This window comes from Anoxybacillus sp. B2M1 (assembly GCF_001634265.1).
GTDB classification, from domain to species: domain Bacteria; phylum Bacillota; class Bacilli; order Bacillales; family Anoxybacillaceae; genus Anoxybacteroides; species Anoxybacteroides rupiense.
This window is the reverse complement of sequence record NZ_CP015435.1, coordinates 2,330,947-2,345,439: the sequence shown is the minus strand read 5'-3', so window position 1 is coordinate 2,345,439 and position 14,493 is coordinate 2,330,947. Positions and strand designations below refer to the sequence as shown.

General features: G+C 39.3%; 18 protein-coding genes. All 18 read left to right on the top strand.

Annotation, left to right across the window (positions count from 1 at the left end; translation table 11 throughout):
- The first annotated feature begins 2 nt into the window (after nt 1-2).
- The 18 genes from GFC28_RS11285 to GFC28_RS11200 all read left to right on the top strand — a co-directional run bounded on the left by GFC28_RS11285 (nt 3) and on the right by GFC28_RS11200 (nt 14,490).
- Nucleotides 3-1,529 (top strand): phage portal protein, encoded by a 1,527-nt coding sequence (locus GFC28_RS11285; RefSeq protein WP_044743210.1) that lies wholly within the window; start codon nt 3-5, stop codon nt 1,527-1,529.
- Entirely contained in the window at nt 1,526-2,440 is a 915-nt protein-coding gene (locus GFC28_RS11280) for a phage minor head protein (RefSeq protein ID WP_044743209.1), read from the top strand. Before GFC28_RS11285 ends, GFC28_RS11280 begins: the two co-directional genes overlap by 4 nt.
- An 11-nt stretch (nt 2,441-2,451) precedes the next feature.
- Nucleotides 2,452-2,661 carry a hypothetical protein gene (locus GFC28_RS11275; protein ID WP_044743208.1) on the top strand — a complete coding sequence of 70 codons (210 nt, stop codon included), beginning with the start codon at nt 2,452-2,454 and terminating at the stop codon, nt 2,659-2,661.
- 20 nt (nt 2,662-2,681) lie between these two features.
- Entirely contained in the window at nt 2,682-3,893 is a 1,212-nt protein-coding gene (locus GFC28_RS11270; RefSeq protein ID WP_044743207.1) for an XkdF-like putative serine protease domain-containing protein, read from the top strand.
- 18 nt (nt 3,894-3,911) lie between these two features.
- The gene (locus GFC28_RS11265; protein WP_044743206.1) at nt 3,912-4,853 is read left to right on the top strand and encodes a phage major capsid family protein; all 942 of its coding nucleotides are present in this window, start codon (nt 3,912-3,914) and stop codon (nt 4,851-4,853) included.
- A gap of 15 nt (nt 4,854-4,868) precedes the next feature.
- Nucleotides 4,869-5,048: a hypothetical protein gene (locus GFC28_RS11260; RefSeq protein WP_044743205.1), complete on the top strand. Its 180-nt coding sequence runs from the start codon at nt 4,869-4,871 to the stop codon at nt 5,046-5,048.
- Nucleotides 5,049-5,054: 6 nt separating this feature from the next.
- Nucleotides 5,055-5,435 carry a protein YqbG gene (yqbG, locus tag GFC28_RS11255; protein WP_044743204.1) on the top strand — a complete coding sequence of 127 codons (381 nt, stop codon included), beginning with the start codon at nt 5,055-5,057 and terminating at the stop codon, nt 5,433-5,435.
- Nucleotides 5,432-5,785: a DUF3599 family protein gene (locus GFC28_RS11250; protein WP_044743203.1), complete on the top strand. Its 354-nt coding sequence runs from the start codon at nt 5,432-5,434 to the stop codon at nt 5,783-5,785. Before yqbG ends, GFC28_RS11250 begins: the two co-directional genes overlap by 4 nt.
- Nucleotides 5,782-6,282 (top strand): HK97 gp10 family phage protein, encoded by a 501-nt coding sequence (locus tag GFC28_RS11245; RefSeq protein WP_044743202.1) that lies wholly within the window; start codon nt 5,782-5,784, stop codon nt 6,280-6,282. Before GFC28_RS11250 ends, GFC28_RS11245 begins: the two co-directional genes overlap by 4 nt.
- A gap of 10 nt (nt 6,283-6,292) precedes the next feature.
- Entirely contained in the window at nt 6,293-6,733 is a 441-nt protein-coding gene (locus GFC28_RS11240) for a phage tail terminator family protein (protein WP_044743201.1), read from the top strand.
- Nucleotide 6,734: 1 nt separating this feature from the next.
- On the top strand, nt 6,735-6,935 hold the full coding sequence (locus GFC28_RS11235) for a YqzN/YkzM domain-containing protein (RefSeq protein WP_003252898.1): 201 nt from the start codon (nt 6,735-6,737) through the stop codon (nt 6,933-6,935).
- A complete protein-coding gene (locus tag GFC28_RS11230) occupies nt 6,936-8,279 on the top strand; it encodes a phage tail sheath family protein (RefSeq protein WP_044743200.1) in 1,344 nt (447 codons plus the stop codon). It begins immediately after the preceding gene.
- Nucleotides 8,280-8,723, top strand: a complete 444-nt coding sequence (locus GFC28_RS11225; RefSeq protein ID WP_044743199.1) for a phage tail tube protein — start codon at nt 8,280-8,282, stop codon at nt 8,721-8,723. It abuts the gene before it with no gap.
- A 51-nt stretch (nt 8,724-8,774) separates the two neighbouring features.
- Nucleotides 8,775-9,206, top strand: coding sequence for a phage tail assembly chaperone (locus GFC28_RS11220; RefSeq protein WP_044743198.1), 432 nt, complete (start codon nt 8,775-8,777; stop codon nt 9,204-9,206).
- Nucleotides 9,207-9,397: 191 nt separating this feature from the next.
- Nucleotides 9,398-12,574, top strand: a complete 3,177-nt coding sequence (locus GFC28_RS11215; protein WP_052660958.1) for a transglycosylase SLT domain-containing protein — start codon at nt 9,398-9,400, stop codon at nt 12,572-12,574.
- Entirely contained in the window at nt 12,567-13,244 is a 678-nt protein-coding gene (locus GFC28_RS11210) for a LysM peptidoglycan-binding domain-containing protein (RefSeq protein WP_044743197.1), read from the top strand. Before GFC28_RS11215 ends, GFC28_RS11210 begins: the two co-directional genes overlap by 8 nt.
- On the top strand, nt 13,241-14,224 hold the full coding sequence (locus GFC28_RS11205) for an XkdQ/YqbQ family protein (protein WP_044743196.1): 984 nt from the start codon (nt 13,241-13,243) through the stop codon (nt 14,222-14,224). The genes GFC28_RS11210 and GFC28_RS11205 overlap by 4 nt, the downstream gene beginning before the upstream one ends.
- Nucleotides 14,221-14,490 (top strand): DUF2577 family protein, encoded by a 270-nt coding sequence (locus GFC28_RS11200; protein ID WP_044743195.1) that lies wholly within the window; start codon nt 14,221-14,223, stop codon nt 14,488-14,490. Before GFC28_RS11205 ends, GFC28_RS11200 begins: the two co-directional genes overlap by 4 nt.
- The last annotated feature ends 3 nt before the right edge of the window (nt 14,491-14,493 follow it).

Genomic DNA, 14,493 nt, shown 5'->3' with positions numbered 1-14,493 from the left:
CTATGGCACAGCAGCAAATGAGAGTGCGCGTTGTGAAGGTAGAAGCACCAAGCGCAACGACACGCCAAATATATGAAGATGAATTCAAGAATTTGTACAGCGATGAAGTAATCGAACCTCCGTACAATTTAAAGGAATTGAAACGCATTGCTAAATACTCGACGATACTTCAGCAATGCGTCGATGCTTATCGAACCAATATTGTAGGTTTTGGACTCCAACCAGATTACACTTTCGATATCAATGCAAAAGATGTTTCGGAGAAAGTAAAGAAACAAGTTGAAAATGAATGGGTGAGATTAGAAGAATTCATCAAGTATCTCCATTTTGATGAATCGGCTGAAACAATTTTAGGATATGCTCTTGAAGATCGTGAAAAGACGGGAAACGGCTTTATCGAGGTTTTGAGAGATGGGCTAGGAAGGCCAGCTGGAATTGAATATGTTGACTGTCAGAATATGCGAGTGTGCTCCTATACAGTGCCGGAAGAAGTTGAATTTACCATCACAGAAAACGGAGTGCCTAAAAAAATCAAACGCTGGAAAAAATTCCGACGATATGTGCAAATGGTGAACGGCAAGAAGGTGTTTTTTAAGGAGTATGGCGATCCTCGAGTGATGAATCTGACAAATGGCAAATTTGATGAAAACACACCAGAGCACTTGAGAGCTACGGAAGTAATCCATTTTAAAATAGGCAGCGGAACATACGGTATTCCTAGATGGATTGGCCATATTGTTTCTTTGTACGGAGCAAGAAAAGCAGAAGAATTGAATTACATGTACTTCAAACAAGGCAGACATACTCCTGCTGCAATTATTGTGGAAAACGGAATGCTTTCGGAAACATCTTTTAACCAACTACAGGAATATATGAACAGCATCGAAGGAGTGGAAAATGCGCATAAATTTTTGCTGTTAGAAGCAGAAGGGATTGAAACAACAACCGATACCGGAATGGACAAACCAGCACCTGTGAAAGTACAAATAAAATCCTTAGCGGAAGTTCTACAGCAGGATGCTTTGTTCCTTGAATATGACCAAAAAACGCGAGAAAAGTTGCGCTCAGCCTTTCGATTGCCGCCACTTTATACCGGTGAAGCTCATGAATACAACCGAGCAACGGCGGATACAGCTCGAAAAATAACAGAGGAGCAAGTATTTCAGCCAGAAAGAAATTCCCTAGCAAACAAATTAAACACATTATTTCTTCCTGCGTTGGAATTGCAACGTGTAAAAATCACTTTGAAAGGACCTGACTTTAGGGACCCAGTAGAAATTGCAAAGGTCTTAACGCCTTTTATTAATGCTGGAGCTGTTTCGCCGAATGACCTTAGAGACCTGTTAGGTAGGGTTTTAGGCAAAACACTTGAGGAATGGCCAGAAGAATTTAACTTGCCATTCCAAATGATATTGAGGGAACAGCAAACAACTTTCCCTATTATGATGCAGAAATCAAAAGAGCAACAAAATGATTTAATTATGTTGCTGAAAGATATGCGGGATGTTCTCGAGGAGCTGAAACCATGAACAAGGTAGAAAAGCTTCTTAAAAGCCTAAATGATTTTATTGCTAAGGCCGAGGAAGAAGATGATGAAGATCTCACAGAGGTTGTACCAGACTTCCCCGGGTTAGAGAGTTTACCCAAAATTGTTGAAGATTATGAAAAGGCAATCTCTAGGTTGCTTAGGAACCAACGGAAGCTTTATTTGAATGAAATTAAGGGATTTGTATCTAAGGATGACAAACCTACCTTAGAAGCGTTGCTACAGTACTTTACCAATGATCTTTTTGCTGCCGACGAATTTGTTGAAGAGTTCGGTGAGGTAACGGCAGAATTTCTTCAATTGACAATTGAAGAATTATGCAAAAAGTTGATGGAATCAATTGATCCTGATATCCCTTTTGTCGAGACATCTGCCCAAACGGTGAACTGGATTAAAGATTGGTCTATCAAACTAGCAGATTTGATGAAGTTGAATACCCATAAAGCCATTGAAGAGGTACTAACATCTGCTATTGAAAATGGGGACTCGATTCAAGATGTAGAACTAAAAATGAAGAATTTACCTGAATTTGATAGAAAGAGGGCACGGAAAACTGCAATTACAGAAATTTTAACTGCTTCCAGTAGGGCGCAATGGGAATCTTATATGCAAAGCCCAGCGGTAACGGGTAAGAAGTGGAAACATAGCGGTTCAAAGAAAAACAATCCACGTCCTGCACATGTTGAGTTAGACGGAACCATTGTTGGTGTTGATGAAAAGTTTGATGTGAATGGTCATGAAGCAGATTACCCGAGGGATCCATCTTTGCCGGCTAGTGAGAGGGTAAACTGTCATTGTGCAATGGGTCCGGTAGTTGATGAAAATATTCTGGGGCTTTCTAAGGAAGAAAAGGAACAGTTGCGGCAAGAGACCTTGGAAGAATTAAATAAGTAGGAGGAAAGGTAATGAGTATCTCTGATGCTAAATTGAACAGAATTGACGAGATATACAAGTCATGGAAAGGTGGATTCACAAGAGGCGATTATGCAATGTCGCAGATCGGGGATGTGTTGAATTCAAAATACCTAGACATGAACAATGTGAAAATTATTGATACCGAAACGGGTGAATGTATTTTAGAATGCAATAGCGCAATTGCTGTTATTGAACGATAGTTGAAAGGAGGTGAACTATTGTGCCGAGGGAATTAAAAAATGCTCACATAACACATGTTAGTTATGTGGACAAGGGTGCCAATAAAAAACAGTTCTTTCTCACAAAATCAGAAGAGAAACCGACGTTTCAAAAAGAAGTGAAGGTGTTCGTCAACAAAGAGGAAGAAGAGCAAAAGCTAGTCTACGGTGTGGTCTATGAGCCGGATGCGGTAGATTCTCACGGAGATTTCATGACTGCAGCTGAAATTGAAAAAGCAGCTCATGGGTTTTTGAAAGATGCCCGTAACATTGATAAGCAGCATGACTTCAACCCTGGTGTTGGTGAAGTTGTCGAGTCATATATCGCCCCGACAGACTTCACGATTGGCAATGAAGAAATAAAAAAAGGTTCCTGGGTACTTGTTACAAAGGCTTCTGATGAAATATGGGAGCAAATAAAAAAAGGTGAAATTACAGGTTACTCTATGGCTGGAACAGCTGAAGTTGTTGATGTTCAAAAAGGAGAAAAGCCTATCACTCAAACGTCAAGTGATGATGACGAAGTGAAGGGCTTTTTTTATTTGGTCAAAAATTTCTTTACAGGAAAAACGGATGTTCAAAAAGGTGCTGTGAAGGATAAATACGAACAACGTTCAAAAGCAAATCGTTTTTGGGTTGCTATTGATTCGTTCGAATCCGTTTTACGTCGTTACAATTGGCAAACAGATGAATACGAATTTGAGAACGATGAAACAAAAATTCGCGAAGCAATACAGGATTTATCTGACATCTTAATTGATTTACTCGCTTCCGAAAACATAGCAAAAGCTGTTGGTAAACCGCCAGAAAAAGTTGAAAAAGCAGGAAAGAAAATTTCTGCTGCTAACATGCAAAAAATCAAAGAGGCGCACGCAGCACTTGCTGAATTAGTTGCGCTCGAAGAAGAGGAGGAAGAAGAAGTGAAAAAAGAGGATATCGAAAAACTACTTGATGAAAAGCTATCAGCGATCACAAAACGTCTGGATGAAATTGAAAAGGGAGAAGGCGTTTCTAACCAAGGTGAAGGCCAGCAATCTGGTGAGGACGATATTGCAAAACAGCTTGGTGAAATTCTCGATGCAAAATTGGATCCTATCATGAAACGTTTGGATGCCGTTGAAAAAGCACGAGGAATTTCTAAACAAGCTGATCAGGACCCGCCGAGTCCACAACAAACTGACGTGCAAAAAGGATATATGCGTCTATTTCAGTAAATAAAGGAGGAATAAAGAATGGATAATCAAACAATTTTAACGAAGGAAGCTGCAGTGGCAACAATCAAAAAGAATTTGGATATTCCAATGGCTACAAGTGACGCAGAAGCGTTCCTTGTAGATACGATAAACCAGGCATCTACATTGCCTAAACTACAACCATTATTTAAAAACGTTCCTGCTGGAAACATTGATGCTTTATCTGTCGGTCGTCGTAAAATTCGCCAAGCCGGAAAGGATGATACTCCAACAGGTACAGGCTCGATTAGTAACCGTCAAATTCCGTATGCTGTTAAAAAAGTGAAATGGGATGAATGGTTGCAAAATGATGATGTGTTCTACTCTATGTCAGGACGCAACGATAACATCGAACAAAAAGTAATCGATATGATCCAAAAACAATTTGGTGTGGATCTTCAAGATTTAATTTTTAACGGCGATACGGATGCAAAACTTCCTGATGGAACTACTCCAGATCCATTCCTAAGCATCCTAGATGGTTTTGTTAAGAAAATGAAACAATCACCGTACAAAACGGATTTGGCAAACAACGAACCTACCATTTTAGATTTCGTGAATCACATTCAATTGTTACCAGAACGTTATAAAAGCTTTTCAGACATCACTTGGTTCATCACACAAAAAACAAATGATAAATTAGTTGCTATGGTATCACAACGCCAAACTGGATTTGGTGACGCGGTTCTGCAAGATGGTAAAATTACACGATTAGCAGGATATCCTGTTGAGGTAGTAGCAGAATTGCAAAGTGGTTTTGCTGCTTTAACTCCGATGAGTAACTTGAAACCGGTGTTTACTCGTCAATTACGCTATATCCGTACTGCTGAAGGAGCCACTGCGGCTGCAAAGGACGCAACATACCATGTTCTTTACGCTTATCTCGATGCAGTTGTCCGTGAAGTAGATGCAGTTGCATGGATGACAGGAAGTAAGCTTTAAGGAGGGAGTTTATCAATGCCTAAAATTCAATATAAACACAAAAAAGGCGCTCTTCATATTGGTGGCGGGCGTTTTTTCTATGCAAATGAACCTGTTGAAGTATCAGCGAAAGAGAGAGATGAGTTGTTAAGTAAATACGAAGACTTGGAAGAAGTGAAAACACAAAAGGAAAATAGTTCATCTAAAGAGGAGTGATGACACATGCTCATCACTCCTGCTGATTTAAAAGCTTATTCTGTTTTTGATGTCGTGAAGGAAAGACCTGATTCACTATTGGAGCAAGACATCATAGAAGCGGAAGTTGAAATCGAAAGTATTGTTGGCCATGACTTTTCAGAATATGATCCACTTCCGGAAAAAGCAAAACTTGCTCTTTTGAAGATGGCACAGTTCTTTGCGTTGATCAACAGCGACGAATCCATAACAAAAGGCATTAAAAGCGAAAAGATTGGCGATTACTCATACACTCTCTCCGATGGTCAAAGCATTAAAAAGCCTGACGTTTACAACTTATTGAAAGAATATATCAAAACTGAACCTTCTCGAATAGGTTCGGTAAATCTAAGGATGAGAGCCTTATGAGTTATCGTAACTTACTCATCCATCGTTGTGATATTTACCATCTAACGAAAAAAGAAAACGGTGGGTCATGGGGGATCCCGTCTGAAGATTTAGAAGAAGAATTTTCTTACAATGATGTTCCCGATCTATTGAATGAACCTTGCTATTTCACTGAAAAGAATCAAACAATCACACAGGGGGATCCTAATCCAACAGTCATTCAATCATTTCTGGTCCATTTTTTACCGAATGCTGATGTAAGACAGAATGACAAAGTGGTTTGGAATGGGATTGAGTTCAAGCTCCAAATCCCTAAAAAGATTCGAAATCATCATATCGAAGTAACAGCTGTTAGGAGCGAAAACCTATGAAAATAAAAGGATTGGATGAATTGATTAAAAAACTCGATAAGGCTGCAAATGATGGGCTCAGAAAAGAAATGACTCTATGGCTCGAGGGTATGGGAATGGAGTTTCTGGACATCGTTCAGGATGAGATTATACGTACCAAAACAGTTGATACACGTAATCTCTTAAACTCCTTCAAAAAAGGAGATGGAGATAACATTTGGGAGCTAAAAAGCGGTGGACTTGCTCTTCATGTTGGAACCAATCTTGATTATGCTTCCTATGTTAATGATGGACATTTCACAATAGATCCTAACAAAAACCAAGATCGTAGATGGGTCCCAGGAAGGTGGAAAGGGGATCGTTTTGAATATGACCCTGACGAGAAAGAAAGCGGAATGTTACTTAAATTTCAATGGGTCGAAGGCAGCCATTATTGGGACAACGCCCTTGTGATTTTCGAAAAAATGTTCTCAAAAAGCTTAGAAAAAAAGGTCCAACAATGGCTGGATACATTTTAGGAGGCGGCGTATGAACCAGGAAGTCGGGTCTATTATGAGCTGTTTTTATCAACTTTTCCCTTGTAGGGTTTACACAAAAGAAGTTCCTGAAAATTTTGCTATTCCGAGTCTGTATTTCCCGGAACCTTTCTCATTCGACAGCAATGATACAACTTCAACTTTTAAAAAGACTTATAACTTGTCAGTTAAGTTATTTCATAAGGATTCGCAGAAGGCTTCTGATGAAGCAGAGAGGATAGCAGACGCAATCAGAACAAAGAGGAATCTCATTCCTTTGTTGAAGCCAGATGGGGCGGAAACGGGTGATTATATCCGAATTAGCCGAATAGAAACAAGAATAGCGGACAGCGGAGTAGCGATTATCCAGCTAACCTGGGATAGCAGATATTACTACGAAAAAGAACAATATACACCACTTCAAGATGTTGGTGTCGATAGCGGGGTGAAATAAAGTGGCTGAAAAGAAAGTGGAAAATGTCAAAGAAGAACAGGAATTCTTTTTATATGAATTGAGACAGCACTCTCAAAAACTATTTGGTGTAAAACCAGAAGTTTTTGATGGTGCTTTTTTTGATTACAAAGAAACGCGAGCAACTAAAAAAGAAGCAGAAAAGAGAATTCAAGCATTTCTGAAAAAGGAGGTTAGACAATAGATGAACGGCGGTACTTGGACACCAGGCGTTGAAAAAGAACGTGCTGGTATTTATTTTCGTTTTACTTCTGCAGCAAATGAACGATTGTCCGTTGGTGAACGTGGAAGAGTAGCGATTCCGTTAGTTCTTAGCTGGGGTGAGCCGAAAAAATTTATAGAGATTACGGGGCCTGACGATGTGCAAAAGAAAATCGGACTAGACATAAGTGACCCATCTCTTTTATTGCTGCGTGAAGCAAAAAAACGAAGCAAAACGGTACTGGCATATCGTGTTAATGAAGGAACTAAAGCAACCGCAACATTTGGAACAGGACAGACGGCTACAGCTGTTTATGGCGGTTCAAAAGGGAATGATATCACTATTGTCATTGGACCAAATGTGTTAGATCCCACAAAAAAAGATGTCACTACGTTTGTTGGCACTAAGGCAGTGGACAAGCAAACAGTAGCTGATTTTGGTGAACTGAAAGCAAATGGTTATGTCACATTTGCCGGAACCGGAGCGTTATCCGATACAGCAGGAACAAAATTGACAGGCGGACAAGATGGAATACCTACCAATCTGGATTACACGGACTTTCTTGCTGCGGCCGAAACAGAACATTTTGATACTATCGGGCTGCCTGTTGATGGGGATGAACAATTGAAAACAACATTTGTCTCCTTTATCAAACGTGTTAGGGACGAACAAGGTATTAAAATTGTCGGAGTCGTTCCTAATTATGCAGCAGATTATGAAGGGATTATCAATGTAACTAACGGTGTAGTGTTGCCGGAAAAAACTCTTACACCTGCTGAAACAGTTGCATGGGTAGCAGGAGCAAGTGCAGGGGCAACTATCAATCAATCGCTTACATTCGTCGAATATGACGGTGCAATTGACGTTAACCCCCGTTTCGATAACGATGAAATTATCGAACGTCTAGCAAATGGGGAATTCCTATTCACATATGATCCACGAGACAAAGTGGCGATAGTAGAAAAAGACATAAACTCTTTTGTTTCATTTACAAAAGAAAAAGATAAGAAATTCCAAAAGAATAAAATCATCCGCATTTTAGACGCAATCAACAACGATATTACTCGTGAACTGAAAAAAGAAATAAAAGAACGAAAAGATCGTGGAAGTGATATCCCGGCAAACGATGATGGCATTCAGATTGTGAATACTCTTGTAACGATTTACATGACCGAACTACAAAATGGCGGGGCCATAAAGAACTTCAATAGTCAAAATGATATCCAAATCTCTATCAATGATGATGGAGACGGGTTCTATATCAATATTGGAGTTCAACCGATAGACAGTACGGAGAAGTTTTATTTTGGAGTGGAGGTGCGATAGATGGCTTTTCGTGCTCAGAATACGATCAGTGGAAAGGAAGGACGACTTTTTCTTGATGGAGAAGAGTTAGCATATATCAAAAATTTTGAAGCGACGATTGAAAAAAATAAATCTGAAGTCAATATCATGGGCCGGCGAATGACAGGTCATAAGACAACTGGTGCAAAAGGGACCGGGACATCTACATTTTACAAAGTCACATCTAAATTTATTCAAATCATGCTTGATTATGTTAAAAATGGTCAGGATGCTTATTTTACATTGCAGGCCGTTCTAGATGATAAAAGCTCTGGACGTGGTGTGGAGCGCGTAACACTGTATGATGTGAACTTTGACAGTGTAAAGGTAGCGGGTCTGGATGTTGATTCAGAAGCTTTGGAGGAAGAAGTTCCTTTCACATTTGAAGATGCTGATTTACCACAATCATTACGGGATGACTTTTAAGTTGTCCCTTTTTTGATTTTAAAAACAATAATTTAAAGGAGAGATGATTGAATGGCAGAACGTGATATCAGTTTTTTCTTAGCAGGTAATGCAAAACCGGTAGAAGAGGAAGAAGTAATTGTATCTAAACGTTATCTTGATAAAGAAGGTAAAGTCATTCCATTTATCATGAAACCGATGAAAACTGAGGACATTGAAGAGCTAGAAAAAAGTTGTATGAAACCTGTCATGAAAAACGGGAAAAAAGTCGGCGAGCGCCTTGATACTTCTCGTTTTTACGCCCGTATGGCTATCGAGTCCACGGTCTTTCCTGATTTCAAATCCGAGGAAATGAGAAATTCGTACAAAACCGAGGACCCTGTTGAGGTATCTAAACGTGTTCTTTCCATCGGTGGAGAATATAGCGTGTGGATTGAAGCGGCTGTACGAATCAATGGATTCGATGACGAATTCGACGATCTTGTTGAAGAGGCAAAAAACTAATCATTGATGGGGATAGAGATGCGGTTTATATGCATTATTGCATACACGAACTTCACTATTCCCCATCACAGCTAAAAGAGATATTCAATGCGCCGAGAAATGAAAAAGCATTTTATTACGCTTCGATTCAGATAAAACTTGAGCAGTTGGCAAAAGAATTAAAAAAACTAGAGAAAGGAGGGAAGTAAAAGATGCCGCGATTAACTACCTTATTTGACATGCAGGATCGAATGAGCAAAAAGCTAAGGGCTATTACTGGAGATTTTAAGAAATTAAAAAGCGAATCAGATAAACCCATTCTCATTAAAGCCACTGACAGAGCTTCAAAGACAATAAGATCAATTGATCGTTCTGTCCACCGGCTGGCTTCAAGAAGCTATCATGTTACGGTCAAAAGTGTTGATATGGCTTCTCGATCGATTGGTTTTATAAGGAATTCACTAAATAGCTTGCCTGCTTGGATTACGATCGGTGTTTCTGTCGTCGGTCTGGAGAAGTTAACACGTGCAACAATAGGTGCCGCGGCACAAATGGAGTTAGCTCAAGTTCAAGTAACTAGCCTTTTTGGAGAAAATCAAAAAGCGGCGAAAAACTTTTTTGATTTTCTAAATAAAGCAGGAGCTAATTCCATGTTCAGTCAAGAAGACTTTTTTGGATCAGGCCGAGCCTATGTTCCTTTAACAAAAAATTTAAAGGAATTGGAGTATGCAGTAAAAATAACTGAAAGACTGGCAGCTTCTAATCCTTTAGAAGGCATGGAAGGTGCATCTTTTGCTATACGCGAAGCATTGTCTGGTGACATGATCAGTTTGGCTGAAAGATTTAATTTACCGAAAACAATGCTTGAATCTATCAAAGCAGCTCCAACTTTACAGAAAAAACTTGAGAAATTAGACCAACTATTAAGCAAAATGGGATACAGCCAAGAATATCTAAACAGAGTGAACGAAACCGGCTATGTTCGTTGGCAAAAATTAATTGATAGTACAAAATTGAAGTTTACTGAATTTGGGAAAAGAGGGCTGGCAGCTTCCAAGCCTCTTATTGATGATCTAACCAAAATTGTAAATGGTGAAGCTTTTAACAATTTCGGAAAGGTTTTAAGTGACGGTATCGTGTGGGGTGTCGAAAAAGCTCATACAGCCGTAAAAAGGTTAGATAAATATCTAAGCGATCCGAAATTTAAAAATCTTGGCTTTGAAGGGAAAGTGAAACTTGTCCTCGGAGACATCAATCAATGGTGGAACGATAAAGGTAAACCATCTTTCGATAACTGGTGGAATTCATCCGGAAAACCCTGGGCTGAGGATGTTGGCATTTTCATGGGAGAAGCCATTTTCAAAGGCATAACAAATGGGGTTCAAAAAGGCTTGGAATCCATAGGTGGTATGTGGAAGGAAGCCTTTAAGAATCCTAGTATCGGTTCAATAGGAGGAGCTACAGTATCTACTCTTTTAGGAGTTGGAATAGCAAGCATGCTTTTATCTCCGATTATTAAGGGTTTAAAAGGTGGAGGCAAGGCAGCAAAGAGAATATGGGATTTTAGTAAATCTGTCAAAAATAAATGGCCAAACCGAAATAACAAAAAACCTCCTTCTTCTTTATCTATGTCATATGACGATCATATGAAGCGATTAATGACGCAGCAAAACAAGTCTAGTAAAAAACTGAGATTCTCAAAAATATCAAAATTGGGATCTGGTATATCTAAAAAGATTCCTTTTCTAGGTACTGCATTAAGTGGCTTAGAAATCATTACTGCAAAGGGGGCAAAAGGGAAAGGGAAAGCTATAGGATCTGTAATCGGTGGAACACTTGGCAGTTTTTTAGGTCCACTTGGAACAATCGGAGGTGCGGCCATAGGTGGTTATTTATTTGAAAAACTAGGCGGGTGGATAGGCAGTAAATTTAGCCAAAAAGAGGAGCCTGCTAAACCTGCAAACGCAGCAATACCCCAAAATGTTGACATGCAAGGTTTTCTACAAACTAAAATCTATCAACCTTTGAATCAGGCTGTTGGGAATGCTCAAAAATTTGGTCAGGCCTTTGCTGCAGCTTTTTTGATCGGAATAAATTCAGCGAAACAAACACCTTTCAACTGGATATCTGAGAAAATATACAATCCGATATTGCAAGCAGTGGGCAATGCTAAGTCTTTCGGTTGGGCTTTTGCTCAAAACTTTGTAATCGGAATGGAACAAGTACAAACTGATATTCATCCATGGATTTCAACAAGACTTTATCAACCAACTCTTCAAGCAGTCGGGAATGGTCAGCCATTTGGCTCAGCATATGCCAAAAATATCGGGTTGGGTGTAAATAGTACGTCAATAGATATTCATCCATGGATTAGCAAAAACCTTTATCAACCTATTCTACAAGCTGTAGGTAATGGAACAAGTTTCGGTAGCGCATTCGTTGGAAATTTCATCTTAGGAATGAGAAGCAGAAAAGAAGACGTTTCAGCAGAAGCTAAAGAATTAGCGAGAGCAATAGAAAGAGTGTTTCGTGATGAAATGGGCATTCATTCTCCCTCGCGAAAGATGGCTGAACTGGGTTATTGGTCTGCGATGGGGGTTGTGAAAGGTTTTAGTTCGGTTGACATCAAAAAGTTTATGGAGGAACAAATAGGGTCATTTTCGTCTTTTGGTGGCAAGGTTGGCGGGAATGTTAAGAAGTGGATAACAGCTGCATTAATGATCACCGGAGCACCTATGAGTTGGTTAGGTCCATTGTCAACAATGGCAATGAAAGAATCCGGCGGGAATCCTCGGGCAATCAACTTGTGGGATATAAATGCCAAGAGAGGAACGCCGTCTAAGGGTTTGATGCAAACAATTGAACCAACATTCAATGCATACAAGCTACCAGGGTTTAATGATATATGGAATCCGATCCACAATGCGATTGCAGCAATCCGTTACATCAAAGCTCGTTATGGATCGGTTTTTAACACTCCAGGAATCAAAAACATGTCTCGTGGCAGAGGATACAAAGGATACGAAAAAGGCGGTATTATTAACCGGCAGCATTTAGCAATGGTTGGTGAGAAAAACAAAAAAGAAGCGATCATCCCGTTAGAGCAACACAGAAACAGAGCTTTAGGGCTGTTATCTTACGCGGCTAACAAATTAGGTGTTCAGCCACAAACACTGCCAACTGAAGCTGTACAAGCTGCAAGTGGTGTTTCTAATGTTCGTTTGTCTCTACCTAGAATGATCGGCGACATTGTTCTTCATTTTACTGGGGCAAATCATTTCAGTAATGAAATGGATGCGGAAAAAGTCGGTCAAATAGCAGTAAAGGCAGTCAAAAAAGCACTTGAGCAAGAATATTTCGAAGGAGGGGCGATGGCGATCTATGAGTAAAAGTGTATATGAGTTTTGGTTCGCATGGCCAGATGGCACAAAATCTCGTTTGCCTGTCCTTCCTTCTGAACTAAATATCAGCAACGGATCGCAAAATGAATCTATCAATATAGCAGGACTAGGGGAAGTCACAATTATACAAGATCCAGCAGCAAAAACCATATCGTTTTCTTCTATATTTCCTGCACAATACAGCCCTATTTGCGAATATGAAAACTTTTCAGCGCCCTGGGTCTTTGTGGAAAGGATTAATATGTTCAAGAAATCTGATAAACCTGCTCGTTTTATCGTGACGGGAACACCGATTAATTATCCCGTAACGATTGAAGATTTTAACTATAAAGAGGGAGAGTATGATGTAGGTGATATTAGTTACGAAATTACGCTAAAAGAATTTCGTTTTGTAACTGTTCGTAAGGTCGATACTAGACCGAAATCTAGTACAGTTGCAACAGCCACAAAAAGACCAAATACACAAACGAAACCAAAGACCTATACTGTAAAAAAAGGAGATACGTTATGGGCGTTAGCAAGGAAATTCTATAACGATAGTTCTCAATTAAAAAAACTTTGGGAAGCCAATAAAGATATGCTAATCAAACGTGATAAAAGGAATATCAAACAGCCAGGGCATTGGATATATCCTGGGCAGGTGCTGAAGATTCCATGATAGAATTATTGCTCGTTAAACCCAGCTATACATTGGAAATACCGACAGAAACCATAACTTGGAGTGGACAGCGTTTCAATGCAGCTCGAAAAATAGATGTAAACATTCTGTATAAAAACGTCGGATATGACATACTTTCCGAAATTGATGAAGGAAACACGGTTCTTTTTAAATGGAAAGGTACAGAGTTGTTTAGAGGGACTATACTCAATCATAACATCACAAAAAGTGGAAAATTAATGTTCACTGCATATGATATGTTGCAGTATTTACTTTTAAATAAAGATGTTTATGTTTTTTCAAAGAAAAGAGCAGACCAAATTTTGCTCCAAATGTGCAAAGACTTTCAAATTCCTTATGCTGAAATTGTAAACACAAAATACACCATTAATTCACTTGTGTTTGATAGCGAAACATCTTTGTACGATATGGTTTTAAAGGCTTTAATAGAAACCGAAAAACAGACAAAGAAGAAATACAGAGTTTATTCACGTTTAGGAAAAATATACTTGCAGGAATGGCCAAATCCAACTTCTCAATGGGTACTTGAAACGGGTGTTAACATTGAAGACTTTACTTATTCCATTTCCATTGAAGAAGTTGCTACGCGTGTGAAATTGGAGGCGGGTGAAGATAAAAAGACAACAAAAGTGGTGGTATCTGATCAAGACGGCATAAAGAGGTATGGTGTACTGCAATACTACGAAAAAGTGACGGATAACTTGAACAAAGCTCAATTGACACAACGCGCAAATAATCTTTTATCAAAGAAAAAGACTCCGAAAAAACGGTTAAGCATAGAGGGATTAGGAATCACAGAATTAACAAGTGGAATGCCTGTATATGTAAATATTCCAGATGCAAAATTACGTGGTACCTACTTTATCGCTTCAGACACTCATACATTTGCCGGCAGGGTTCATAAGATGAGCCTTGATCTCATTACTGATAACTCATTGCCAGAGGATGTGGTTCTATGATGGTTCAGATGATCAAAAAAATTGCGTTGGAAGCTGTACAAGCTGAATCGCCTTTGCGTTTTTTGGAAGCAATTGTTGTTTCTGCACCTCCCGATTTCCAGATCAAACTAAGGGATAATAACAAATTAATTATTCCAGAAGATTTGATTTCGATTGCTGAAAGATTGACTGAGCTTGGAAAAGAGCTAAAAATCGGTGATAGGGTAATGGTTGCTGCCATTCAGGGAGGGCAATCATTTTTTATTATCGACAGGATTGCGGAGTGATGT